The sequence below is a fragment of the Pseudomonas fluorescens genome (assembly GCF_018614775.1).
GTDB lineage: Bacteria > Pseudomonadota > Gammaproteobacteria > Pseudomonadales > Pseudomonadaceae > Aquipseudomonas > Aquipseudomonas fluorescens_BY.
The window spans coordinates 27,300-52,805 of record NZ_JAGGOF010000010.1 but is presented as its reverse complement, the minus strand read 5'-3'; the positions used below and the strand labels follow the sequence as shown (position 1 = coordinate 52,805).

The following is a 25,506-nucleotide window of genomic DNA, read 5'->3' as shown; positions in this document are numbered from 1 at the left end:
ATGGCACTTTAAGATCATATCGCATCTATCGAGCCATTACCGTCAAGGAACATGCGAAGTTCCACCCGGAACTTGCATGTGAACTGCCCGATAATGTCTCCGGGCGATAGGGAGATCGATCCAAGTGGATGTGCCTTTGTTGCTCGCCGCCGTTTCCGCGAACTCGCCTTGCGGTGAAGACCTGGAATATGACGCGGATTTCTTGCGCCTGGAACGCGATTCCCGAGGCCAGCCCGAGCGCAGCATGGGCGACTCGATCCTGCCGGCCGAACCGCCCGAGTGGCGCAGCATCCAGCAACAGAGCCTGGACCTGCTGCAACGCAGCAAAGACCTGCGCATTACCCATTTCCTGTTGCAAAGCAGCCTGGCCCTCGAAGGCATTGCGGGGCTGGCCCGTTCGCTGACGCTGATCAGCGAATTGCTCAAGCAGTACTGGGCCGACCTGCACCCGCGCCTGGACGCCGATGACGACAATGATCCCACCGTGCGCATCAACGCCCTCGCCGGCCTGACGTCCGACGTGACGATTCGCTTGCTGCGCGAAAGCATTCTGGCCCGCTCGCGAACCTTCGGTGCGGTCAGCCTGCGCGCCGCCGCCAACGCCAGCGGCCTGCAAAGCTTCGCCGATGAAAACCTCGGCGCCGAGCAACTCGCCGGGGCCCTGCTCGACAGCGACCCCGAGCAGTTGGAAATCACCCGTGCCGCGCTGCTGGAAGCCCGCAGCGCCGCCGAAGCCATCGAGCAACAGGTCAGTGACCAGGTCGGTTCCGCCCAGGGCGTGGACCTCGGTCCGCTGAAGCAGCCGCTGAAAATGGCCCTGCAGATCCTCGGCCAGTTCGCTCCGCAGAGTGGCGACAGCGCCCTGGCCGATCCGGTCGGCGACGACAGCACGGCGACGGCCGAGTCCGCCGCCACACCAAGCGCCCCGCGCAACACCGCCACGCTCAGCGGCGATATCAACAACCGCGACGACGTGCTGCGCAGCCTGGATCGGATTCTCGCCTACTACACCCGTCATGAGCCTTCCAGCCCGCTGCCGGTGCTGTTGAACCGGGCGAAGAATCTGGTGCACGCCGATTTTGCGGCGATCGTGCGCAACCTGATTCCCGACGGCATGAGTCAATTTGAAAACCTGCGCGGCCCGGACAGCGATTAACAGCGAGCGGATCACGCAGTCACGTCACCGGTTCCGCCGGATGACGCCAACACCGTCGCTCAAGCGACCAGGAGCAGCAACGTGGCGAAGCAAAGTTCTCAGAAATTCATCGCGCGCAACCGCGCGCCTCGAGTGCAGATCGAGTACGACGTCGAGCTCTACGGCGCCGAGAAAAAGGTCCAGTTGCCCTTCGTCATGGGCGTAATGGCTGACCTCGCCGGCAAGCCTGCCGAGCCTCTGGCACCGGTGGCCGATCGCAAGTTTCTCGAAATCGATGTCGACAATTTCGACTCGCGCCTCAAGGCCATGCAGCCGCGCGTGGCGTTCCATGTGCCCAACGAACTGACCGGCGAAGGCAACCTCAGCCTGGACCTGACCTTCGAAAGCATGGACGACTTCAGCCCGGCTGCCGTGGCTCGCAAGGTCGACTCGCTGAACAAGCTGCTTGAAGCGCGCACTCAGCTGGCCAACCTGCTGACCTACATGGACGGCAAGACCGGCGCCGAAGAAATCATCATGAAGGCGATCAAAGACCCAGCGCTGTTGCAGGCCCTGGCGAGCGCGCCGAAGCCAGCACAGGACCAATGATCATGACTGACAATACCGCCCGCGAAGGCGTCCAGAATCTCGGCGCGACCGAAGAAACCAGCGAGTTTGCGTCCCTGCTGCTGCAAGAATTCAAACCCAAGACCGAGCGTGCCCGCGAAGCCGTCGAGACTGCCGTGCGCACCCTGGCCGAACAGGCCCTGGCGCAGACCGACCTGGTGTCCAACGACGCCATCAAGTCGATCGAATCGATCATCGCCGCCATCGACGCCAAGCTCACCGCCCAGGTCAACCAGGTCATCCACCACCCCGACTTCCAGCAACTGGAGAGCGCCTGGCGTGGCCTGCACTACCTGGTCAACAACACCGAGACCGATGAGCAGCTCAAGATCCGCGTGCTCAACATCTCCAAGCCGGACCTGCACAAGACCCTGAAGAAATTCAAGGGCACCGCGTGGGACCAGAGCCCGCTCTTCAAGAAAATGTACGAAGAAGAATACGGCCAGTTCGGCGGCGAACCTTACGGCTGCCTGGTGGGCGACTACTACTTCGACCAGTCGCCACCGGACGTGGAGCTGTTGGGCGAACTGTCGAAAGTCTGCGCGGCCATGCACGCACCGTTCATTGCCGCCGCCTCGCCAACTGTCATGGGCATGGGCTCGTGGCAGGAACTGTCGAACCCGCGTGACCTGACCAAGATCTTCACCACGCCTGAGTACGCCGGCTGGCGTTCGCTGCGTGAATCGGAAGACTCGCGCTACATCGGCCTGACCATGCCGCGCTTCCTGGCGCGCCTGCCGTACGGCGCCAAGACCGACCCGGTGGAAGCCTTCGCCTTCGAAGAAAACACCGACGGCGCCGACAGCTCGAAGTACACCTGGGCCAACGCCGCCTACGCGATGGCCGTGAACATCAACCGCTCGTTCAAACACTTCGGCTGGTGCTCGCGCATCCGCGGCGTGGAGTCGGGCGGTGAAGTGGAAAACCTGCCAGCCCACACCTTCCCCACCGACGACGGTGGCGTGGACATGAAGTGCCCGACCGAAATCGCCATCTCGGACCGCCGTGAAGCGGAGCTGGCGAAGAACGGTTTCATGCCGCTGCTGCACAAGAAAAACACCGATTTCGCCGCCTTCATCGGTGCGCAGTCGCTGCAGAAGCCGGCCGAATACGACGACCCGGACGCCACCGCCAACGCCAACCTGGCCGCGCGCCTGCCGTACCTGTTCGCCACGTGCCGCTTCGCCCACTACTTGAAGTGCATCGTGCGCGACAAGATCGGTTCCTTCAAAGAGAAGGACGAGATGCAGCGCTGGTTGCAGGACTGGATCCTCAACTACGTCGACGGTGATCCGGCGCACTCCACCGAGACCACCAAGGCCCAGCATCCACTGGCTGCAGCCGAAGTGATCGTCGAAGAAGTCGAAGGCAACCCGGGGTACTACAACTCCAAGTTCTACCTGCGCCCGCACTACCAGCTCGAAGGGCTGACCGTGTCGTTGCGCCTGGTATCGAAACTGCCTTCGGCCAAGGGCGCGTAAAGCAAGCTGAACGGTACGCGGTAGAAGTGTGGGAGCGAGCCTGCTCGCGATGGCGGTGGATCAGTCATCCGTTGTGTGGCCTGACACGCCGTAATCGCGAGCAGGCTCGCTCCCACAGGGGGCCTTCATTGAGTTGAAGGTCACTGCTGTACAAAGAATTCGCAAGGTCGGCGTCAATCAAACAACGTGGTAGAGACCACACAGGGAGAAAACATGGCTGTTGATATTTTCATCAAGATCGGCGACATCAAGGGCGAGTCCATGGACAAGGCCCACAAGGACGAAATCGACGTCCTGAACTGGAGCTGGGGCATGTCCCAGACCGGCAACATGCACTCCGGCACCGGCGGTGGCGCGGGCAAGGTGAATATCCAGGATCTGTCGCTGACCAAGTACGTCGATAAGGCATCGCCGAACCTGATGATGCACTGCGCCAGCGGCAAGCACATCGACAAGGTCAAGCTGACCGTGCGCAAGGCCGGTGGTGAAAGCCAGGTCGAGTACATGATCATCAACCTGGAAGAGGTGATCATCACCTCCCTGAGCACTGGCGGTTCGGGCAGCGATGATCGCCTGACCGAGAACGTCACCCTGAACTTCGCCAAGGTGCTGGTGGACTACCAACCGCAGAAAGCCGACGGCACCAAAGAAGGCGGCCCGGTCAAGTTCGGCTGGAACATCCGCACCAACACCAAGGTGTAATCGAACACGCCCCCGGTGCCACGCGCCGGGGGTGTTTGGTGCTTGCTCGAATCCATTTTTCTGCGCGCGGTGTCTGAGTCATGGCCAAACCTTCGTTTATCAATTTGTGGAACAGCTATCCCGATACGCCAACGCCCTGCGACGGCCCTTGGGACAATCAATGCGCAATCCGCATGAGCGTCACGCTCAACGCGGAAAAAACCATCAAGGTCAACAAATCCACCTACACCGAACCCAAATGCGCCCACGAACACGCACGTGGCGCGGAGTCGTTGGCCAACTGGCTCTGGCGGCACCATCTGGGGCGTCCACTGATTCTCTCGGGAAGTGCCGAAGATCGGCGCAAGCTCGCTCAAAAGACCGGGATCATCTTCTTCAAGGACTGCTTTGCACGGCACGGGCAATCCCTGGAAGCGCGTACCGGCGACCACATCGATCTGTGGAATCGCGGCAGGGTCACGGGCGACTTTGCCGACCAGGCCCATCGCTCAAAGCAAGTCTGGTTCTGGGAACTGCCATGATCAAGCGTACGCTGCATTCACTGCTGTCGAGTTGCGTGCTGTTGAGTCTGTACGCCTGCGCCGAAACGGCCCCGGCCACAACCACCGCACAAGACAATCAGGTCGATCTTGGCGGCCAAGTATTGACCCTTGAGAACCACGATCAACGCTGCGCCTTGCGTAAACCGGATCAGAGCCTGTTGACCCTGGACATGCCCTGGCCTTGTCATTTGGGCGTCGATCGCCAAGGTAAACCACGCGTCGAAAACTTCAATAACGCCCAGATTATTATCGTCCAGCACTTTGCACCGGAACCTGCGCCGAGCACTGAATGCCGTTCTCAGTACCAGGCGATCAGGAAAGTCGCTGGTCAGCTGGAAGCCTCGATGGTAGCTGGCGGTGGTCACTGCCTGCCCGGCGCTTTCGACCAGAAAAACTTCGTGGCCCTTTTTACGTGGTAACCGAAATCGCCACCCGCGATCGCCTGCAACCGTCCCTGCTGGACCGGTTGACCGATGACGATCCGACCAATCCCAAGGAAAGCGCCGACAAACGCGTGCTCTCGCTCACCCAGTTGAAAGCCTCGGTGCTGCGTGACCTGGCGTGGCTGCTCAACACCACGTCGCTGCTCGGCCACGATGCCACGCTGCATACCCCGGCGGGCACTTCGGTGGTCAATTTCGGCTTGCCGGCTTTGGCCGGCAACAGCGCGTCGAACGTCGATATCCCGGCCCTGGAAGCGTTGATCCACCAGGCCATCGCCACCTTCGAACCGCGGATCCTGCGGCACACCCTGCGCGTGCGCGCCCGGGCGACGGCGGAGATGAACCACAACGCCTTGAGCTTCGAGATCGAGGGCGATCTCTGGGCCCAACCGGTGCCGTTGCGCCTGCTGTTGCAAACTGATCTGGACCTGGAATCCGGGCATGTGCGCGTGGTCAACGCCGATCAGCGGAGGCGCCCATGAACCCGCGCCTGCTGGAACTGTACAACCAGGAACTGCACCACGTGCGCGAAAGCGCGGCGGAGTTCGCCAAGGAATACCCCAAGATCGCCAGTCGGCTGACGTTGTCCGGCATGGACTGCGCCGACCCTTACGTCGAGCGCTTGCTGGAAGGCTTCGCCTACCTGACCGCGCGGGTGCAGCTCAAGCTCGACGCCGAGTACCCGACCTTCACCCATAACCTGCTGGAAATCGCCTACCCCCATTACCTGGCACCCACGCCGTCGATGACCGTGGTGCAGATGCAGGCCGACCCGGACGAGGGCTCGCTGAGCAGCGGCTTCACGCTGCCCCGCGACAGCGTCCTGCGCGCCGCTTTGGGCCGGGAAACCCAGACCTGCTGCGAGTACCGCACCGCCCACGCGGTGACGTTGTGGCCGTTGCAGGTCAGCCAGGCCGAGTACTTCGGCAACCCGTCCACCGTGCTCGGGCGCCTGGCAGCCAGCGAACCAAAAGCCAAGGCTGGCCTGCGCCTGACCCTGCGCACCGGCGCCGAACTGCCGTTCAACAGCCTGGCCCTGGACAACCTGCCGCTGTACCTCAGCGGCGCCGACGAGCAACCTTTCCGCCTCTACGAACAACTGCTGGGCAATGCCTGCGCGGTGTTCGCCCGCAAACCCGGCGGTGATTGGGTCGAACGCCTGCCGCAAGACGCGCTGCGCTCCCGTGGCTTCGATGATGCCGACGCCGCGCTGCCCGTTGTATCACGGGCCTTCCAGGGCTACCGCCTGTTGCAGGAATACTTCGCCCTGCCCCAGCGCTTCCTGTTCGTCGACTTCACCCAACTGAGCCGCGCGGTCAAGCGTTGCGACGGCCAGGAGCTGGAGCTGATCGTGCTGTTCGACCGTCACGATCCGAGCCTGGAAGGCAGCGTCAGTGCCGCGCAGTTTCTTCCGTTTTGCACCCCGGCGATCAACCTGTTTCCCAAGCGCCTGGATCGCATTCACTTGTCGGAACGGGTCAACGAGCACCACGTGATCGCCGACCGCACCCGGCCGATGGATTTCGAAGTGCATTCGCTGACCGGCCTCACCGGCCACGGCACCGGACCGGAGCAGCCGTTCCTGCCGTTCTATGCCGTGCGCGATCCATCCCGCTATGGCCGCGACCAGGCCTATTACACGGTGCGTCGCGAGCCGCGGGTGTTGTCCAGCGATCAGCGGCGCAACGGCCCGCGCTCGACCTACATCGGCAGCGAAACCTTCGTCAGCCTGGTGGACAGCCAGCAGGCGCCCTATCGCCATGACTTGCGCCAACTGGGCGTGACGGCACTGTGCACCAACCGCGACCTGCCGCTGTTCATGAGCGTGGGCAACGGCAAGACCGACTTCACCCTGGCCGACAGTGCCCCGGTCGGCGCCGTGCGCTGCGTGGCCGGACCGAGCCGCCCACGGGCCAGCCATGCCCACGACGCCAAAGCCTGGCGACTGATCAGCCAGCTGTCGCTGAACTACCTGTCCCTCGCCGAACAGGGCCAGGGCGCCGCCGCCCTGCGTGAACTGCTGCGCCTGTACGGCGACAGCAACGACGCGGCGCTGCAATTGCAGATCGAAGGCCTGCGGGACGTCAGCAGCAAGGCCTGCACCCGGCGTCTGCCGATGCCCGGCCCGATCGTCTTTGGTCGCGGCCTGGAGATCACCCTGGAGTTCGATGAAAATGCGTTTCGCGGCACCGGCGTGTTCCTGCTCGGTGCGGTGTTCGAGCGCTTCCTGGCACGCTACGTGTCGATCAACAGTTTTACCGAGACGGTGATCCGTACCACCGAACGCGGCGAGATCATGCGATGGAAAGCCAAGCCCGGACGTCGTCCGACCCTGTGAGTACCCTGGACGCGATGCACCAGAAACCCTGGGAATACGACTTTTTCCAGGCGTTGCGACGCATCGAGTGCGAGTCGCCCGAGCTGCCGCGCCTGGGCCATTCGTTGCGCCTGGCCGATGACCCGCTGCGCCTCGGACAACAGGCCGAATGCACCTTTGCCCCGGCGACGCTGGCTTCGGTACAGCCGGGCGTCGACGGTGCGCCGGCGCGGCTGGAACAGTTCTTCTTCGGCCTCGGCGGCCCCAACGGCCCGATGCCGCTGCACATCACCGAGTATGTGCGCGAGCGCCAGCGCAACCACGCCGACAGCACCAGCAAGCGCTTTCTCGATGTGTTCCATCATCGTTTGCTCAGCCTGTTCTACCGGGCCTGGGCCGAAGCACGGCCGACCGTCAGCCATGATCGCCCGGACGATGACTACTGGTCGGCGCGCCTCGCGGCCCTCAGCGGTCGGGGCATGCCGAGCCTGCTCAAGCAGGGTTTGATTCCCGACACCGCGAAGTTGCATTACAGCGGCCACCTGTCGGCACAAACCCGCTACCCCGACGGTTTGAAGGCCATCCTCGGCGAATACTTCGGCCTGCCGGTGGAGATCGAAGAATACGTCGGCCAATGGCTGGAACTGCCGGAGCGCAGCCGCGTCGGCGTCAGCGCCCATCAACTGCGCGTGGACTTCTGCCTGGGCCGCTACGTGTGGGATCGCCAGCACAAATTCCGCATTCGCCTGGGCCCGCTCAAGCTCGTCGACTACATGGGCATGCTGCCCGGCAGCCAGTCGTTCAACGAGCTGGTGGCCTGGGTCGCCGAGTACCTGGGTCATGAACTGGACTGGGACCTGAACCTGGTGCTGGAACAGCCCGAAGTGCCGGCACTGCAACTCAATGGTCGTTTCCGCCTGGGGTTCAACACCTGGCTGGGGCAGCCCGAAACAGATGCCAACGATCTAATACTGGCCCGGCATTACGCCGAACAGGCCACCACCTCACAGACCTCAAGGAGCCATGAGCATGGGTGAAATCAGTCGCGCCGCGTTGTTCGGCAAACTCAACAGCGTGGCCTATAAAGCCATCGAAGCCGCCACCGTGTTCTGCAAGTTGCGCGGTAACCCGTATGTGGAACTGGCCCACTGGTTTCATCAATTGTTGCAACTGCAGGACTCGGACCTGCACCGCATCATCCGTCAGTTCAACGTCGAGCCGGCGCGCCTGGCCCGCGACCTGACCGATGCCCTGGATCGGCTGCCACGGGGCTCGACATCGATCACCGACCTGTCCTCCCACGTCGAAGAAGCCGTGGAACGCGGCTGGGTCTACGGCAGCCTGATGTTCGGTGAGAGCCAGGTGCGCACCGGTTACCTGGTACTCGGCATTCTCAAGACCCCGAGCCTGCGCCATGCGTTGCTGGGCCTGTCGTCGGAGTTCGACAAGGTCAAGGCCGAAGCCCTGAGCGAGCGCTTTGACGAATACGTCGGTGACTCCCCGGAAAACGCCCTGAGCGCCAGCGATGGCTTCAACGCCGGTGCCGTGCCGGGCGAAGCCAGCGGCGCCATGGCCCCCAGCGCCATGGGCAAGCAGGAAGCCCTCAAGCGCTTCACCGTCGACCTCACCGAACAGGCCCGCAGCGGCAAGCTCGACCCGATCGTCGGCCGTGACGAAGAGATCCGCCAACTGGTGGACATTCTCATGCGCCGCCGGCAGAACAACCCGATCCTCACCGGTGAAGCCGGCGTGGGCAAGACTGCAGTGGTCGAAGGCTTTGCCCTGCGCATCGTCGCCGGCGACGTGCCGCCGTCCCTCAAGGACGTGGAGCTGCGCAGCCTCGACGTCGGCCTGTTGCAAGCAGGCGCGAGCATGAAAGGCGAATTCGAACAGCGCCTGCGCCAGGTCATCGAAGACGTCCAGGCTTCGCCGAAGCCGATCATCCTGTTCATCGACGAAGCCCACACCCTGGTGGGCGCCGGTGGCGCCGCCGGGACCGGTGATGCGGCCAACCTGCTCAAGCCGGCCCTGGCCCGCGGCACCCTGCGCACCGTGGCCGCCACGACCTGGGCCGAGTACAAGAAGCACATCGAGAAAGACCCGGCCCTGACCCGGCGTTTCCAGGTGGTGCAAGTGGCCGAGCCGTCGGAAGACAAGGCGCTGCTGATGATGCGCGGCGTGGCCTCGACCATGGAACAGCACCACCAGGTGCAGATCCTCGACGAAGCCCTGGAAGCCTCGGTCAAGTTGTCCCACCGCTACATTCCCGCGCGCCAGCTGCCGGACAAATCCGTGAGCCTGCTGGACACCGCTTGCGCCCGCGTCGCCATCAGCCTGCACGCCGTGCCGGCCGAGGTGGATGACAGCCGTCGGCGCATCGAAGCGCTGGAAACCGAGCTGCAGATCATCGCTCGCGAACAGGCGATCGGCGTGAACATCGGCAGCCGCCAGACCCAGAGCGAAAACCTGTTGAGCGCCGAGCGCCAGCGCCTCGCTGAACTGGAAAGCCGCTGGGCCGAAGAGAAAACCCTGGTGGACGAACTGCTCGCCACCCGCGCCACCCTGCGTGAACGCGTCGGCGTGGTGGACAGCGAGGACGGCAGCGAAGCTTGCGACAACGAAAACCACGCCCTGCGCGAGAAACTGGTGGACCTGCAACAGCGCCTCAGCGCCCTGCAAGGCGAAACCCCGTTGATCCTGCCGACCGTGGACTATCAGGCCGTGGCCTCGGTGGTCGCCGACTGGACCGGCATTCCGGTGGGCCGCATGGCCCGCAATGAACTGGAAACCGTGCTCAACCTCGACCAGCACCTGAAAAAGCGCATCATCGGCCAGGACCACGCCTTGCAGATGATCGCCAAGCGCATCCAGACCTCCCGCGCCGGCCTCGACAACCCGAGCAAGCCGATTGGCGTGTTCATGCTCGCCGGCACCTCCGGCGTGGGCAAGACCGAAACCGCCCTGGCCCTGGCCGAAGCCATGTACGGCGGCGAGCAGAACGTCATCACCATCAACATGAGCGAGTTCCAGGAAGCCCACACCGTGTCCACCCTCAAGGGCGCGCCACCGGGCTACATCGGCTATGGCGAAGGCGGCGTGCTGACCGAAGCCGTGCGGCGCAAACCGTACAGCGTGGTGCTGCTGGACGAGGTGGAAAAAGCCCACCCGGACGTGCACGAGATCTTCTTCCAGGTGTTCGACAAGGGCGTCATGGAAGACGGCGAAGGCCGGGTGATCGACTTCAAGAACACCTTGATCCTGCTGACCACCAACGCCGGCACCGAACTGATTGCCCAGGTCTGCAAAGACCCGCAAAACGTGCCCGAGCCGGAAGCAATCGCCAAGGCCCTGCGCCAGCCGCTGCTGGAGATTTTCCCGCCGGCCCTGCTCGGTCGCCTGGTGACGATTCCGTACTACCCACTCAGCGACGAAATGCTCAAGGCCATCACCCGCCTGCAACTCAACCGCATCAAGAAGCGTGTGGAGAACACCCACAAAGTGGCGTTCGACTACGACGACGCGGTGATCGACCTGATCGTCTCGCGCTGCACCGAAACCGAAAGCGGCGGCCGGATGATCGACACCATCCTGACCAACAGCCTGCTGCCGGACATGAGCCGCGAGTTTCTCACCCGCATGCTCGAAGGCAAGGCCCTGGCCGGTGTGCGGATCCGCGCCGTGGATAACGAATTGCAGTACGATTTCAGCGACGCGACCTGACCTGACAGGAACACAGTCACTCCTGTGGAAGATACCCCTGTGGGAGCGAGCCTGCTCGCGATTGCGGTGGGTCATTCAACCTCGATGTTGAATGTAACTCCGCTATCGCGAGCAGGCTCGCTCCCACAGTAGGTTGCGTTCCTTCAGCTATTAAAATTTGCACGGGACACCCGATGTTATTCAACCAAGCCACACGCCTGGCCAAAATCACCAGCCCCCTGGGGCCCGAGGTGCTGCTGCTCAAGGACATGGGTGGCGGCGAAGAGCTGGGAAGGCTGTTCAACTACGAGTTGCAGTTGCACTCGCTGGACAACGCCATCGACCTCAACCAGTTGCTTGGCAAACCGATGTGCGTGAGCCTGCTGCTGGACGGCGGTGGCGAGCGCTATTTCCATGGCATCGTGGCCCGCTGCAGCCAGAACGTCGACCAGGGCCAGTTCGCCAGTTACCAGGCCACGCTCAGGCCTTGGTTCTGGCTGCTGACACGCACCTCCGATTGCCGGATCTTCCAGAACCTGACCATCCCGCAGATCATCAAGCAGGTGTTCCGCGACCTGGGCTTTTCCGATTTCGAAGACGCCTTGAGCCGGCCGTATCGCGAGTGGGAATACTGCGTGCAGTACCGCGAGACCAGCTTCGATTTCGTCAGCCGACTGATGGAACAGGAAGGTATCTATTACTTCTTCCGCCATGAGCAGGGCCGCCACGTGCTGGTGCTGGCCGATGCCTACGGCGCGCACGCCAGCGCGCCCGACTATGCGTCGGTGCCCTACTACCCGAAGAACGAACAGCACCGCGAACGCGACCACATCCACGATTGGCACCTGGCCCAGGAAGTCCAGCCAGGTTCATTGGAGCTCAACGACTACGACTTCCAGCGCCCCAGCGCGCGCATCGACGTGCGCTCGGCGATGCCGCGTCCGCACACCGCTGGCGACTATCCGCTGTACGACTACCCCGGCACCTACGTGCAAAGTGCCGACGGCGAGCATTACGCCCGCACCCGCATCGAAGCCTTGCAGACCCTGCACGAACAGGTCGAGCTGACGGGTAATGCCCGGGGCCTGGGATCGGGGCATCTGTTCAGCCTGACCGGCTTCACCCGCCAGGACCAGAACCGCGAATACCTGATCGTTGGCGCCCGCTATTACATCTCCCAGGAAAGCGGCGAAACCGGTGTTGGCGCGCCGTCGGCACAGTTCGAAAGCAGCCTGACCTGCATCGACGCCCAGCAAAGCTACCGGCCGTTGCCCATCACTCACCGCCCTGTCGTCAAAGGCCCGCAGACCGCGCTGGTGGTCGGTCCCAAGGGTGAGGAAATCTGGACCGATCAGTTCGGTCGGGTGAAGGTGCATTTCTACTGGGACCGCCACGACCAGTCCAACGAGAACAGCTCGTGCTGGATTCGCGTGTCGCAATCCTGGGCCGGCAAGAACTGGGGCTCGATGCAGATTCCGCGCATTGGCCAGGAAGTGATTGTCAGCTTCCTCGAAGGCGACCCGGACCGGCCGATCATCACCGGTCGCGTCTACAACGCCGAACAGACCGTGCCCTACGACTTGCCGGAAAACGCCACCCAAAGCGGCATGAAGAGCCGTTCGAGCAAGGGCGGCACGCCGGCGAATTTCAACGAAATCCGCATGGAAGACAAGAAAGGCGCGGAGCAGTTGTACATCCATGCCGAGCGCAACCAGGACATCGTGGTAGAGGTGGATGAAAGCCATTCGGTGGGGCACGACCGCAACAAGAGCATCGGCCACAACGAGACGGTGATCATCGGCAACAACCGCCTGCGCATCGTCAAGCAGGAGGACATCCTGTCGGTGGGCTTGCGCAAGACCGACAGCATCAGCCAGAGCTACGTCATTGAAGTGGGCGAAAACCTGAGACTGGTGTGCGGTAAAAGCATCCTGGAACTCAACGCCAGCGGCCAGATCAACCTGAGCGGCGTGCAGATCAGCTTCTATGCCAGCGGCGATGCCGAGTTCAACACCGGCGGCGTGCTGCACCTGAACAACGGCGGCGGCCCCGGCGCCACGCCGGACGGCCAGGGCGTCAAGGCGAGTATCGACGCCAACATCAAAGCCGCGTTCCCCAAAGGTTAACCCAGAGATTCAGGCGCCATGACTTACCGCATCAATGAATTCCAGCTCCAACTGCCGCCCGGCGAATTGCTGGACGCGACGATCAACATCCTCAAGTTCCCCGAGCTGGGCACCTCCTTGATCGTCAGCCGCAGCTTGCTGGCCGAGGGCGAGACCCTGCAAAGCAACCTCGACGACCAGCTGGCGCGCCTGGAAAAACAAGTCCAGGACCTGCGCTGCCAACCGGGCGCCGCCGTGCGCCTGGGCGCCCAGCAGGAAGTCGAAGCCATCGAGTTGCGCAGCCAGTTCAGCAAGGGCAACGAAAAGGTCTTCCAGTTCCAACTGGCCCTGGTCCTGCCCGGCACCCGCAAGATGCTCGCCCTGAGCTACGTCAAGGCGCAAAAGCTCGGCGACGCCGAAGCCGCGCACTGGGCGACGATCAAGGGGTCGTTGGTGTTTGACGGGGCGGTTTGATGAGCGACTTGCATGTCTGACGCGCTTTGGGCCGCACGGCTAGGCGACGCACTGGACCACACCTCGATGATGGCCGACATCCTCGGCGGCGTGCTGGAGGTGGCGGCCAATATCGCGATCACCGCCCTGGCGACGGCTGCTGTGGTCGCGGCCACCGGTATCACCGTGGTCACTGGCGGCCTCGGCTGTTTCGTCCTCGGCCTGGTGGTTGGCACCATTGTCGGCCTGGCCATGAGCAAGACCGGGGCCGACAAGGGCTTGAGCAATTTATGCGAGGGCATCGGCAACGCCCTCTTTCCGCCCACGGTGCAGGCCAACATCCTCACCGGTTCCACCGACACCCTGACCAACAATATCCCCGCCGCTCGCGCCGCTGGGGCGATCCAGTCCCATGTCGCGCCGGCCGGCACCGAGCTGGAACCCCCCGAGCCGCAAGCCGAACCCAGCTACCTGGACATGGCCGAGAATTTCTTCTCGCAGATGTGGCGTCCCACCGTTGCCACCCCTGCCCCAGGCGCCGTGCCCAAGCCGCTGGACATGGTCGTTTGCATGAAGCATCCGCCGATGCCACCACAGTTCCTGGCCGAAGGCTCGGACAAGGTCACCATCAACGGCCAACCCGCCGTGCGCAGCGGCGACCGCAGCACCTGTGATGCCAAGGTCGTATCGTCCGGGTTGATTTCGTCCAATGTCACCATCGGCGGCGGTTCGGTGGTGGTGCGCGAGATCCGCAGCGGCAAGACGCCCGGCGTGGGGCTGGCGGTCACCGCGCTGCTGATGCTCAAGGGCGGCAAAGGCAAATTCCTCAGCAACCTGCCCTGCATGCTGATCGGTGGCGCAGCGTCCATGGCCGTCAGCAGTGCAATGGGCGCCGTCGCCAACGCTGCGATGGGCTCGTCGAACCCGGTGCACGCGGCGACCGGTGCCAAGGTGCTGGGGGATATTGACGAACTGGACTTCGTGCTGCCCGGCATATTGCCAATTGACTGGCAACGTTTATACAACAGCCGCGACGAGCGTAGGAACGGGATGTTCGGCGCGGGCTGGAGCGTTTCCTACGAAGTATGCGTCGAGATCCTGCCCCATCCCGAGGGCGGCGAAACGCTGGTCTACACCGACGAACAGGGCCGGCGCATCGACATGGGTTCGATCCCTCCGGGCGGCGCCGTATTCAGCGCAGGTGAAGGGCTCAGTGTGCGCAGGCATGCCAACGGTGAGTTGCTGATCGACAGTTCGGATGGGCTGTACCGGCTGTTCACCCCGTCACCGGGCTGTACAACGCGTCTACGCCTGAGCCAGCTCGGCGATCGCAACGACAACCGCATCTATCTCGATTATGACGACGCTGGTCGTGTGACACAGCTGCGGGAAACCTTTGACCTGGTTCGTATCGCACTGGCTTATGACGACCGCTGGCCACAACGGGTCAGTCGGATCGACCGGCTCTACTCCGATGACCGTCGGGAAGTGCTGATGCACTATGGCTATGACACCCAAGGCGACCTGGCCGAGGTCCGTGCCTCCAACGGCCAGGTAAAGCGCCGCTATGCCTACGACGCCGGGCGGCGCATGGTGGAGCACCAACTGCCTGCCGGACTGCGCTGTTTCTACGAATGGGCGTTGATTGAAAACCTGGAATGGCGCGTGGTTCGCCACTGGACCGACGCAGGCGACGCCTACAGCTTCGACTATGACCTGACTGCCGGGACCACGCGCATCACCGACGGCCTGAATCGCACCAGTACCCGTCGCTGGGACGCTCGCTATCAGATAATCGAAACCACCGACGCCTTGGGCCGCCGCTGGGCGTTCCAGTGGAATGACGAAAGCCAGTTGGTCGAGGCGACCGATCCCAATGGCGGACAGCATCGGTTCAGTTATGACGAAGCCGGCAACCTTTGTGAAACCCGTGACCCGTTAGGGCGCTGCGAATCGACACTGTGGCTTGAGCACTGGGCACTGCCCCTGGCGGAAACCGATGCCGCCGGGCATACCTGGCAGTACCGCTATGACTCGCGTGGCAATCGCATTCGCGAAACCGACCCTCTGGGCCATGTCACCCGCTACCGCCACGACGCCCATGGCCAGGTGGTGGAGGTCATCGACGCCACCGGCAAAAGCAAGAAAATGCGCTGGACAGCCCTCGGACAGCTCAGCGAACACACCGACTGCTCGGGTTACACCACACGCTTGAGCTATTGCGAGCGCGGGCTGTTGCTCAGCAGCACTGACGCGCTGGGCGAACGGACGCTTTTTACTTATGACGATCAAGGTCGGTTGCTGAGCAAACAACTGCCGGACGGACGCACTGAGCAATACCAGCTCGATGCGAGCGGCCAGTTGATCGGCTACAGCGATCCTGCCGGGCACACCACACATTTCCAGCACACCCTGACCGGGCAACTGCGCATACGCACCGACGCCCACGGCCGCCGGGTCGAACTGAGCTACGACAACTACGGACGTTTGCTGGCCCTGACCAACGAAAACGGTGAACGCTATCAATTCACCTGGGACGCCGGTGATCGCCTTACCGTCCAGCACAGCCTGGACGGCAGCTTCAAACGCTACGCCTACGACGCGTTGGACAACGTCAGCCGCGTGGAAATGCATGCGGTGCCGGGTAGCACCGACCTGGCCCTCGCTCCCCAGGCACCGATCATTCATGAGCTCGAACGCGATGCGATGGGGCGGCTGGTCGCCAAGACCACTGCCGACGGCCGCACTGAATATCGCTATGACGCGCTTGATCAGGTCAACACCATCACGTTCACCAACCTGACTGGCGAGCAGCAGGAAATCGGCTTTGGTTATGACGCCCTCGGGCAACTCATGACAGAGCAAAACTGGGCCGGGCAGCTGGAGCATCGCTACGACGAGCTGGGCAACCTGACCCAGACGCTGCTACCCGATGGCCGCTGGCTGAACCGTCTGCACTACGGTAGCGGTCACCTGCACCAGATCAATCTGGACGGCAGGGTAATCAGTGACTTCGAACGCGACCGCCTGCACCGCGAAGTACAACGCACCCAGGGGCGGATGAGCACCCGCAGCGAATACGACCGCAGCGGCCGCCTGCGTGCCCGCCGTCGCCGGCAACAGGACCAATCGACACTGCTGCCGCCGGCAGCACAGTCACTGTTCGGTTATGACGCCAGCGATCAACTGGTGGAGCGCTTCGACGGCCAGCCCGGCACACCGCATCGGCAACTGTTGCATTACGACGCCACCGGTCGCGTCCTCGCCAGTCAGGACAACGTTCAGGGGCAGCGCGAGAGCTTTACCTATGACCCTGCCGCAAACCTGCTCGACGGGCTGTCGACGGGTACAGGACACGTCGCGCATAACCGCTTGTTGACCTATCAGGACAAGCGCTATCGCTATGACGGCTTCGGTCGCATGGTGGAAAAGCGCAGTAATCGCCGCGGCACCCAGCGCTTTCACTATGACGCTGAACAGCGCCTGGTGGAGGTCTGCAATGACAACGGCTCGGTTGTAAAAATGACCTACGACCCATTGGGTCGGCGCATTGAAAAAGCCGAATACGACCGCAACGCCACCCTGCTCAGTCGCACCCGTTTCACGTGGGATGCACTGCAACTGTTGCAGGAGCACCGCGATAGCCAAACCAGCCTCTACATTTACGTCGACGAAGGACATGAGCCGTTGGCGAGAGTCGACGGCCTGGGCGAGCATCAGAAAGTCCGTTACTACCACAATGATTCCAACGGCCTGCCCGAACAACTCTGCGAAACTGACGGCCACACACTATGGCGCGCCCGTTACCAGGTATGGGGCAATACCGCCGAAGAGTTGCGAGAGCCGTATTACGTCGAAGAGCAGAACCTGCGGTTCCAGGGCCAGTACCTGGATCGGGAAACCGGACTGCACTACAACACCTTGCGCTTCTACGACCCGGACATCGGCCGTTTCACCACGCCGGACCCCATCGGGCTGGTCGGTGGGCTGAACCTTTATCAATACGCGCCGAATCCCGTGAGCTGGATCGACCCCCTGGGGTTGATGAAATGTACAACGCCGCCGAAGGGCCGCAAGGTCAACCGGACCGTTTATCGTTTTGAAGAGCCAGGGCGAATCAGCACGACGTGGACGGCTCACAAATGGAACGTAGCCTCCAGACACCGCTACACCGCCCCGGGGCTGGGAGGGGTATACGGCGCGAACTCACGCAAGACCGCCATGGGCGAGGTCAACCACTGGGGTGTAGACCTGTCTACGAGGGTACTGGTGAGCAAAAAAGTGCAACTCAACAACGTCCTGGATTTAACTCGGGCCGATGTGCGCAAACAACTCGGAGTTTCCCTCAAGAGCATTACGGGCGACAAATACACCCAGACCCATCAGATTGGCGCCTGGGCGAAAGCCAACGGCTATGATGGGATCCTGGCACCGTCGGCGCGAAACCCGACCGGCAGCAACTTGATTTCCTTTGCAGGTTTTTAAATGGGACTGGAAGACGAATACGTGGGCGATGCCCAATGGCAGACCTTCGTAGCCTTGTATGAAGAAGACTATCTCGACGACAACGCACGCACGCTCGCCAAGGCAATGGACGATCACCTCGATATGGCCGTTGTGCTTTACGGTAAGAGAGGGCTCAAGGAAGGGCTTTGGTGGCTGGAACAGAAAGTGCCCGCCTTGGGTGGCTTAAGTCCGACGGACTGCCTCAAGACACCAACGCTGGTCAGGCGCCTGAGAATGGCGCTGATGAGCATGCCGTAACTGGCTTGCTCGCGATGGGGTAGCGAGGCTTCAGAAAAGCCGGTCGTCTGTTCGTATAAACCGAACGGGCAATACCGTGTCTGTCCCTTTTCCCCCGGTGTGTCTGGTTGCTTGAGTCGGCAGGGTTGGTGCCGCTTCGTGGCCCAGCGGGGATAAATCAGCGACCTGGCTTTCGACCTGGACGGCTCACGCCGCCACGTTGCGCTCGGCATCCAGCAACTGATCGAGCTGAGCTCATTGCTGGCTAATCGGGTGTTGGATAACGTCGATCCACGATAGTCACAAACCCAAAGGGTATATCGATTTGATCGGTATGCCCTTTCAGCTATCAGACTCAACTGCCCGAAGCGCAAATAGCGTGGCGTGGGTCAGCGAAGCAGCAACACTGGAAGGGTGGCGTTTCGAAGCATTGTCGTGGTCGTGCTGCCCACCAGAAACTGCCTGATGCGTGAGTGCCCGTAGGCCCCCATCACCAGCAGGTCAATGGCGTGCTCGGCTTGATAATCGTGCAGAGCCGCTTCCACGTCGCCTTGCCGGATATGCGCGTGGACTTCAAAGCCTGAAGCCAGGAGCATGTCACAGGCTTTCTCCAGCGCCTCCAGGTTGCTTTGCGACTCGACAGCCACCATGACCAGATGAATCGGCAGCCCGGTACATAGAGGGCTGCTCGCAAGCATCTGCACGATTTTGAAAGCTGTGGCGCTACCGTCAAACGCGAGCATGACTTTTTCCGGCGTTTTGAAGCGACTGGCGGTAATCAGGATCGGGCGCGGGATGGACCGCACCACCGCTTCGATCTGGCTGCCGAGGCGGTGCAGATTGCGTGGGCTGTCTTCACCGACTCGCCCAATGATCAACAGTCGAATATCGTCTTCGAGGTCGCTCAGGCTTTCTACCAGGTGGCCGTGCCGCTGCCTCAACTCAGGAATCGCCGCGCCGCTGAGGACCGTTCGCTCCCTGGCGTTTTCAAGCATGTGTTGACCCTGCTCCAGGGCGAGCCTGGCGCGCTGGGCATCCAAGGTCGCCAGTTCCTCCAGCAGATGCTCTCGGCTTCCCAGGCCAATATTGCCGCTCAGGTTGGCCGATGTCGGGTATTTCGCTTCATCCAGTACATGCAGCAGGATCAGAGGCGCATCAAGTTGTCGTGACGCCCATGCTGCGTAGTCGCAGACCGCCAGCGAGGATTGTGAACTATCAATGCATGCCATTACTTGGGTCATTGTAGATCTCCTTAGTGGCTCATGAGCTTGTCGATGGCGTCCGGTTTGTCGTGCACGCCGAAGCGGTCGACGATCGTGGCGCTGGCCTCATTCAGGCCCAGCACCATGACTTCAGCACCTTCACGGCGGAACTTGATGACCACTTTATCCAGCGCCGCGACGGCAGTGATGTCCCAGAAATGCGCCTGGGTCAGGTCTATGGTGACTTTGCGCAGCGCTTCCTTGAAGTCGAAGACCTGGGTGAACTTGTCCGCAGAACTGAAGAACACCTGGCCCACCACGCGATAGGTGCGGTGCGATCCCGCCTTTTCAAGGCTGCTCTGGATGTCGAGGTAATGTCCGACCTTGTTCGCAAAGAACAGCGATGCCAGCAACACGCCCACCAGTACGCCATAGGCCAGGTTATGCGTGGCCACGACGACCACGACCGTGGCGACCATGACGAGGTTGGTCGACAGGGGATGCTTTTTCAGATTGCGCAGGGAGTCCCAGCTGAAGGTACCGATGGACACCATGATCATCACCGCGACGAGCGCCGCCATCGGGATCCTGGAGAGCCACTCACCCAGGAACACCACCATCAGCAACAAAAAGACACCGGCACACAAGGTGGAGAGACGGCTACGGCCACCGGACTTCACGTTGATGATCGACTGGCCGATCATGGCGCAGCCCGCCATGCCACCGAGCATCCCGGCGGCAATGTTGGCAATGCCTTGGCCCTTGCATTCGCGATTCTTGTTGCTGGTGGTGTCAGTCAGATCATCGACGATGGTCGCGGTCATCATGGACTCCAGCAGGCCCACAACGGCCAGGGCGGCCGAATACGGGAAAATGATGCGAAGCGTTTCAACGTTCAGCGGGACTTCAGGCCACAGGAATACCGGCAGCGTGTCCGGCAACTGTCCCATGTCACCGACGGTGCGGACATCCAACCCCAGGTAAATCGCGACGGCAGTCAGCGTCAGGATGCACACCAGCGGCGAGGGGATCAACTTGCCGACCTTCGGCACATACGGAAATAAGTAGATGATTGCGAGGCCCGCAGCGGTCATGGCGTAGACGTGCCAGGTGACATGGGTGAGTTCAGGTAACTGCGCCATGAAAATCAGGATGGCCAGTGCGTTCACAAAACCGGTAACCACCGAGCGCGAGACAAAGCGCATCAGCGAACCCAGCTTCAGGTACCCCGCGAGGATTTGAAGAACCCCACAGAGCAGCGTGGCCGCCAGCAGGTATTGGAGCCCATGATCTTTTACCAAGGTGACCATGAGCAGCGCCATGGCGCCGGTAGCGGCCGAGATCATGCCGGGGCGACCGCCGACGAAGGCAATCACGGCGCAGATACAGAACGAGGCGTAGAGCCCGACCTTCGGGTCGACGCCGGCAATGATCGAGAAGGCGATGGCTTCGGGGACGAGTGCCAGGGCGACTACGATCCCCGCCAGCACGTCTCCACGAACGTTGGAAAGCCACGTTTGCTTGAGTGATTGCAGCATAAGAATATCCAAGGCAATGCACCGCACACACGCCGGGTAAATGGCGAGCGCGTCGATACGAGTTCAAATTGTGAGGAATGAATGGGCTGTGTGCTTTGGGTGTAGGAACCGGGCATACAGCAGCACGCACCGCGAGCGAAGCCGGCGGAAGCGACGTATTGCGAGGGGGCGTAGCGCTAAGGCGGCGTAGGCTGCCAGTAGATCGTTTGACGTACAGTCATGCTGTTGTTCCTGTAGCTCAGGGGTGTGCGGCGCAGGGAGTATACAGCGAAGCTTTCGCCAATTGCGACCCGCCCCCTGATCGATGGGCTACCCCGGACCAGAAGGTAACTTGGCGGCCGCATGGACGCGCCGGTATCGCGGGCAAGCCTTACTCCCACACACCATTAACCTAAGTCCGAAAAAAAAGGCACCCGACTCCATCGGCGTGCCCTTTTTTGCTACCACCTGCCCCTCTCACTGAGGAACCCTCAGCCATTATGGATTGACGCTGTCCTTCAGCGACTTGCCCGGCTTGAAGGCAACGGTGTTGCTGGCCTTGATCTTCACCGGTTCGCCGGTCTGTGGGTTTTTGCCGGTGCGAGCGCCGCGGTGGCGTTGCAGGAAGGTGCCGAAGCCCACCAGGGTGACGCTGTCCTTGCGATGCAGGGCGCCGGTGATTTCTTCGAGGACGGCGTTGAGGACGCGGTTGGCTTGTTCTTTGGTGAGGTCTGCCTTTTCCGCGATGGCGGCGGCGAGTTCTGGTTTACGCATGAATGAAGCCCCTTTGACGGTTTTTTTGTTGTTATGTCCGTGCTGTTCTCTTCGGAACAACCCCTAAGGCGCCGCAGGCTCTACTCTGCGGCAGACGGGAGTGAGGATGGCACGGGGCCGAAGGCGACGCCAGTGTCGCAGCGACGTTTGTGGGCCCAAAAGCAGGGTTTTTGCGACAGAACGACCCGTATTTACGCCAGCAGGGCCGGAAGTTCCTTGTTCAGCGCCAGTTTTTCCATCACCGCCGCGCCGGTCAGGGCATAGCCCAGCAGGTTGCCCTGGGCGTCACGGCACAGGGCCTTGATATCGCCACCCTGCCCTTCGACGCTCCAGGCGCCTTCACTGCCCCGCGGTGGTGGCGACACCACCAGCGGACATACCGGGGTCTTCACGGTAATCGGCATGGCGCCGTAGCTGACGGCGATAGGGTTGCCAGCCAGCGTCTGGGCCAGCGCGCGGGCGCAGCTCATCAGCGGCATGACGTACAGCAGGTTCAAACCGTCGACTTCGGCGCAGTCACCCAGGGCGTAAATGTTGGCGTGGGAGGTTTTCAGGTGGCGGTCGACGACCACGCCGCGATTGACCACCAGGCCAGCGGCAGCCGCCAGGTCAATGCGCGGGCGCAGGCCGATGGCCGAGACCACCAGGTCGCAGGCGATCACCTGGCCGTCGGACAGGTGCGCCTGCAACCCGTCATCCACCCGTTGCAAGCGATTGAGCACCGGGCCCAGGTGGAAACGCGCCCCGAGGCTTTCCAGCCCGGCCTGCACCGCTGCGGCGGCCGCCGGGTGCAACAGCGTCGGCATGACTTGCTCACACGGCGCCACCAGTTGCACCTCATAGCCGCCGAGGATCAGGTCATTGGCGAACTCGCAGCCAATCAGGCCGGCGCCGAGCAACAGCACCCGGCGCTTGCCCGCGGCAGCGGCCCGGAAGCGCGCGTAATCTTCCAGGTCGTTGATGGGGAAGATCAGGTCCGCGGCATCGCCCTGCACCGGCACGCGCACGGTTTCGGCGCCCCAGGCCAAGACGAGGTCGCGGTAGTTCACCGCCTCTTCACCGATCCACAGGCGTTTGTGACCCGGGTCGATGCCACTGATGCGCGTGTGGGTGCGCACTTCGGCCTTGAGCTGCTCGGCCATGGCCCCCGGCTCAGCCATGCTCAGGCCGTCGGCGTCCTTGTTCTTGCCAAAGCCGGTGGAGAGCATGGGTTTGGAGTAGGAGCGACCGTCATCGGCGGTGATCAGCAGCAACGGGGTTTCGCTGTCGAGCTTGCGAAACTCCCGGGCCAGGTTGTAGCCGGCCAGCCCAGTACCGACGATGACGACAGGTGCGCTCATGTTGCTCTCCATCCGGGGAAACGATCAGGGAAAACGCTTAGTTGATTTCGATCATTTCGAAATCCATCTTGCCGACGCCGCAGTCCGGGCACAACCAGTCTGCCGGTACGTCTTCCCAACGGGTGCCAGGAGCGATGCCGTCATCCGGCCAACCATCGGCTTCGTTGTAGATCAGGCCGCAGACGATACATTGCCACTTCTTCATTCAGGTACTTCCTCAGGTGTCAGGCAGTTGCCGGTATTGGTGGGGTGATGGAGACGCCCTTCCGGCTCAGGGCGTTTTGTACTGATCGATTGCGCCAGATGCAAGCAGGATCGACGCGACGACGACCCAGGCCAGTCAAAACACCCCACCGGCATGGTAAGCTCGCGGCCTCATTTGCTGCCATTCAAGACCTCCGTGCCGCCGATAAATTCGCTATTTCCTACACGCCAATGGCTGCCGGGGCACCTGCTGTCGCCCCGCCCCGATGCCGGTGTACTCGACTGGCTGTTCGACGAAGGTTCCTTGACCCGGCGGCTGACGGATCTCTCGGACGGCCATTTCAGCGTGACGCCGTTGTTCGAAGGTTGGCAGCCGTTGCGCAGCGATGAGTGCGCTGCGCTGGACCTGGCCGAAGGCAGCGAGGGCTGGGTGCGCGAGGTATACCTGCGCGGCCATGGCGAGCCGTGGGTATTTGCCCGCAGCGTGGCGTCGCGCAGCGCGTTGCAGGGCGATGGCTTGCATATGGATGAACTGGGCAGCCGGTCCCTGGGCGAGCTGCTGTTTTGTGACCGGGCGTTCCAGCGCCGCGCTATCGAGGTTTGCCATTATCCCGAGGCGTGGTTGCCCGCAGACGTGCGCCGTCGTGAGCTGTGGGGCCGCCGCTCGCGTTTCGACCGCGGCGCGCTGAGCGTGCTGGTGGCGGAAGTCTTCCTGCCACGGGTGTGGACCGTGGCCCGCGCCTATTCGGAGAACTGCTGATGTACCTGCAACTGCTCAAATCCCTGAACCGCCTGAACCCGCGGGCCTGGGACTTCGTGCAACTGACCCGCATGGACAAGCCCATCGGCATTTACCTGCTGCTGTGGCCGACGTTGTGGGCCCTGTGGGTGGCCGGTGAAGGTTCGCCGTCCCTGGCCAATATCGTGATTTTCGTCCTCGGGGTGGTGTTGACCCGCGCCGGCGGTTGCGTGATCAACGACTGGGCCGACCGCAAGGTCGACGGTCACGTCAAACGCACCGCCCAGCGCCCGCTGGCGAGCGGCAAGATCAGTTCGAAGGAAGCGCTGGTGTTCTTCGCCGTGCTGATGGGCGTGAGTTTCCTGTTGGTGCTATGCACCAATGCGCCGACCATCCTGCTGTCCCTGGGCGGGCTGGCGCTGGCGTTTACCTACCCGTTCATGAAGCGCTACACCTATTACCCGCAAGTGGTGCTGGGCGCGGCGTTCTCCTGGGGAATGCCGATGGCGTTCACCGCCGAAACCGGCCATTTGCCGGCGGCCGCGTGGCTGTTGTACATCGCCAACCTGCTGTGGACAGTGGGCTACGACACCTACTACGCGATGACCGACCGGGACGATGACCTGCGGATCGGCGTGAAGTCCACGGCGATTCTGTTCGGCGATGCCGACCGGGTGATCATTCTGACGCTGCAAGGCCTGGCCCTGGGCTGCCTGTTGCTGGCCGGGTCGCAATTCAAGCTCGGCGGCTGGTTCCACCTCGGCCTGGTGGCCGCCGCCGCCTGCTTTGCCTGGGAGTTCTGGTACACCCGGGGCAAGGACCGGATGCGCTGCTTCCAGGCGTTCCTGCACAACCACTGGGCCGGGTTGGCGATTTTCGTCGGGATTGTGCTGGATTATGGGTTGCGTTGATCGGCGAACCTGTGGGAGCGAGCCTGCTCGCGATAGCCATTTATCATCCAACATGGATGTCGACTGACAGAACGCTATCGCGAGCAGGCTCGCTCCCACATGGGTTTAGCCATTACTTGGCCTTGGCAACTTTCCAGGCGCCGTCCATTTTGCCATCGCCCTCCATGTCTCCTGCCTTCTTGTCCATCACGAAGGTGTACAGCGGCATGCCCTGATAGGCCCATTGCATTGAACCGTCATCACGCTTGATCACGGTCCAGTCACCCATGGATTTATCATCCGCCTCAGCCACCAGCGGAGGCCAGTTGGCCGCACACTTGTCATTGCACACCGACTTGCCGGCCGAGTCCTTGGCGAAGGTGTAAAGGGTCATGCCCTTATGGTCGGTAAACATGCCGTTCTTCTCCATCGCAGGATCGGCAGCCACTGCAAATCCAGGCAGAGCCACGGCAGCCGCCAGCAGCAGGGCTTTGAAAGAAACAGTCATTTGATTCATGGAAACCTTCTTTTGTGGTTGTCAGGATTCGGACTGAAAAGTCTAGCCCAGGATCCTCCGCGCTGCCGGGCGATGA

General features: G+C 62.2%; 22 protein-coding genes and 1 pseudogene. 17 read left to right on the top strand and 6 right to left on the bottom strand.

Annotated features, from left to right (window positions below; translation table 11 throughout):
• Positions 1–124: 124 nt before the first annotated feature.
• The 15 genes and pseudogenes from tssA to J7E36_RS25450 form a co-directional block, all read left to right on the top strand.
• Entirely contained in the window at positions 125–1,156 is a 1,032-nt protein-coding gene (tssA, locus tag J7E36_RS02735; RefSeq protein ID WP_214999631.1) for a type VI secretion system protein TssA, read from the top strand.
• An 81-nt stretch (positions 1,157–1,237) separates the two neighbouring features.
• The gene (gene tssB, locus J7E36_RS02730; RefSeq protein WP_003177230.1) at positions 1,238–1,744 is read left to right on the top strand and encodes a type VI secretion system contractile sheath small subunit; all 507 of its coding nucleotides are present in this window, start codon (positions 1,238–1,240) and stop codon (positions 1,742–1,744) included.
• Between the two features lie 2 nt (positions 1,745–1,746).
• Positions 1,747–3,243, top strand: coding sequence for a type VI secretion system contractile sheath large subunit (tssC, locus tag J7E36_RS02725; protein WP_214999629.1), 1,497 nt, complete (start codon positions 1,747–1,749; stop codon positions 3,241–3,243).
• Between the two features lie 213 nt (positions 3,244–3,456).
• On the top strand, positions 3,457–3,945 hold the full coding sequence (locus J7E36_RS02720; protein WP_214999627.1) for an Hcp family type VI secretion system effector: 489 nt from the start codon (positions 3,457–3,459) through the stop codon (positions 3,943–3,945).
• Between the two features lie 80 nt (positions 3,946–4,025).
• The gene (locus J7E36_RS02715) at positions 4,026–4,466 is read left to right on the top strand and encodes a type VI secretion system amidase effector protein Tae4 (protein WP_214999625.1); all 441 of its coding nucleotides are present in this window, start codon (positions 4,026–4,028) and stop codon (positions 4,464–4,466) included.
• Positions 4,463–4,906, top strand: coding sequence for a hypothetical protein (locus J7E36_RS02710; protein WP_214999623.1), 444 nt, complete (start codon positions 4,463–4,465; stop codon positions 4,904–4,906). The genes J7E36_RS02715 and J7E36_RS02710 overlap by 4 nt, the downstream gene beginning before the upstream one ends.
• On the top strand, positions 4,900–5,412 hold the full coding sequence (gene tssE, locus J7E36_RS02705; RefSeq protein WP_214999621.1) for a type VI secretion system baseplate subunit TssE: 513 nt from the start codon (positions 4,900–4,902) through the stop codon (positions 5,410–5,412). The genes J7E36_RS02710 and tssE overlap by 7 nt, the downstream gene beginning before the upstream one ends.
• Positions 5,409–7,268, top strand: a complete 1,860-nt coding sequence (tssF, locus tag J7E36_RS02700) for a type VI secretion system baseplate subunit TssF (RefSeq protein WP_214999619.1) — start codon at positions 5,409–5,411, stop codon at positions 7,266–7,268. The genes tssE and tssF overlap by 4 nt, the downstream gene beginning before the upstream one ends.
• Entirely contained in the window at positions 7,232–8,284 is a 1,053-nt protein-coding gene (gene tssG / locus J7E36_RS02695; RefSeq protein ID WP_214999617.1) for a type VI secretion system baseplate subunit TssG, read from the top strand. The genes tssF and tssG overlap by 37 nt, the downstream gene beginning before the upstream one ends.
• Positions 8,277–10,967, top strand: a complete 2,691-nt coding sequence (gene tssH / locus J7E36_RS02690; protein ID WP_214999615.1) for a type VI secretion system ATPase TssH — start codon at positions 8,277–8,279, stop codon at positions 10,965–10,967. Before tssG ends, tssH begins: the two co-directional genes overlap by 8 nt.
• A gap of 173 nt (positions 10,968–11,140) precedes the next feature.
• Positions 11,141–13,072: a type VI secretion system tip protein VgrG gene (locus J7E36_RS02685; protein ID WP_214999613.1), complete on the top strand. Its 1,932-nt coding sequence runs from the start codon at positions 11,141–11,143 to the stop codon at positions 13,070–13,072.
• Between the two features lie 18 nt (positions 13,073–13,090).
• A complete protein-coding gene (locus tag J7E36_RS02680) occupies positions 13,091–13,525 on the top strand; it encodes a DcrB-related protein (RefSeq protein ID WP_214999611.1) in 435 nt (144 codons plus the stop codon).
• Between the two features lie 12 nt (positions 13,526–13,537).
• The gene (locus J7E36_RS02675) at positions 13,538–17,989 is read left to right on the top strand and encodes an RHS repeat-associated core domain-containing protein (protein WP_214999608.1); all 4,452 of its coding nucleotides are present in this window, start codon (positions 13,538–13,540) and stop codon (positions 17,987–17,989) included.
• Positions 17,990–18,268: a hypothetical protein gene (locus tag J7E36_RS02670; RefSeq protein WP_214999606.1), complete on the top strand. Its 279-nt coding sequence runs from the start codon at positions 17,990–17,992 to the stop codon at positions 18,266–18,268. It begins immediately after the preceding gene.
• 156 nt (positions 18,269–18,424) lie between these two features.
• Positions 18,425–18,547, top strand: a pseudogene (locus J7E36_RS25450) (DUF6124 family protein); the annotation flags it as partial.
• 89 nt (positions 18,548–18,636) lie between these two features.
• Here the strand turns inward: J7E36_RS25450 and J7E36_RS02665 are convergent.
• From J7E36_RS02665 to J7E36_RS02645, 5 genes are all read right to left on the bottom strand, one after another.
• Positions 18,637–19,488 carry a universal stress protein gene (locus J7E36_RS02665; RefSeq protein WP_214999604.1) on the bottom strand — a complete coding sequence of 284 codons (852 nt, stop codon included), beginning with the start codon at positions 19,486–19,488 and terminating at the stop codon, positions 18,637–18,639.
• A gap of 11 nt (positions 19,489–19,499) precedes the next feature.
• On the bottom strand, positions 19,500–20,987 hold the full coding sequence (locus J7E36_RS02660) for a SulP family inorganic anion transporter (protein WP_214999602.1): 1,488 nt from the start codon (positions 20,985–20,987) through the stop codon (positions 19,500–19,502).
• 477 nt (positions 20,988–21,464) lie between these two features.
• Positions 21,465–21,740 carry an HU family DNA-binding protein gene (locus tag J7E36_RS02655; RefSeq protein WP_003213368.1) on the bottom strand — a complete coding sequence of 92 codons (276 nt, stop codon included), beginning with the start codon at positions 21,738–21,740 and terminating at the stop codon, positions 21,465–21,467.
• Positions 21,741–21,931: 191 nt separating this feature from the next.
• The gene (locus J7E36_RS02650; protein WP_214999600.1) at positions 21,932–23,080 is read right to left on the bottom strand and encodes an NAD(P)/FAD-dependent oxidoreductase; all 1,149 of its coding nucleotides are present in this window, start codon (positions 23,078–23,080) and stop codon (positions 21,932–21,934) included.
• A gap of 37 nt (positions 23,081–23,117) precedes the next feature.
• The gene (locus tag J7E36_RS02645; protein ID WP_003177199.1) at positions 23,118–23,285 is read right to left on the bottom strand and encodes a rubredoxin; all 168 of its coding nucleotides are present in this window, start codon (positions 23,283–23,285) and stop codon (positions 23,118–23,120) included.
• A 195-nt stretch (positions 23,286–23,480) separates the two neighbouring features.
• On the opposite strand from J7E36_RS02645, the gene J7E36_RS02640 reads away from it, so the two are divergent.
• Together J7E36_RS02640 and ubiA are read left to right on the top strand one after the other, a co-directional pair.
• The gene (locus J7E36_RS02640) at positions 23,481–24,044 is read left to right on the top strand and encodes a chorismate--pyruvate lyase family protein (RefSeq protein WP_231286325.1); all 564 of its coding nucleotides are present in this window, start codon (positions 23,481–23,483) and stop codon (positions 24,042–24,044) included.
• Positions 24,044–24,934, top strand: coding sequence for a 4-hydroxybenzoate octaprenyltransferase (ubiA, locus tag J7E36_RS02635; protein ID WP_214999595.1), 891 nt, complete (start codon positions 24,044–24,046; stop codon positions 24,932–24,934). Before J7E36_RS02640 ends, ubiA begins: the two co-directional genes overlap by 1 nt.
• 112 nt (positions 24,935–25,046) lie before the next feature.
• Here ubiA and J7E36_RS02630 read toward each other — a convergent pair whose 3' ends face one another.
• The gene (locus J7E36_RS02630; protein WP_214999593.1) at positions 25,047–25,430 is read right to left on the bottom strand and encodes a COG4315 family predicted lipoprotein; all 384 of its coding nucleotides are present in this window, start codon (positions 25,428–25,430) and stop codon (positions 25,047–25,049) included.
• Positions 25,431–25,506: the final 76 nt, after the last annotated feature.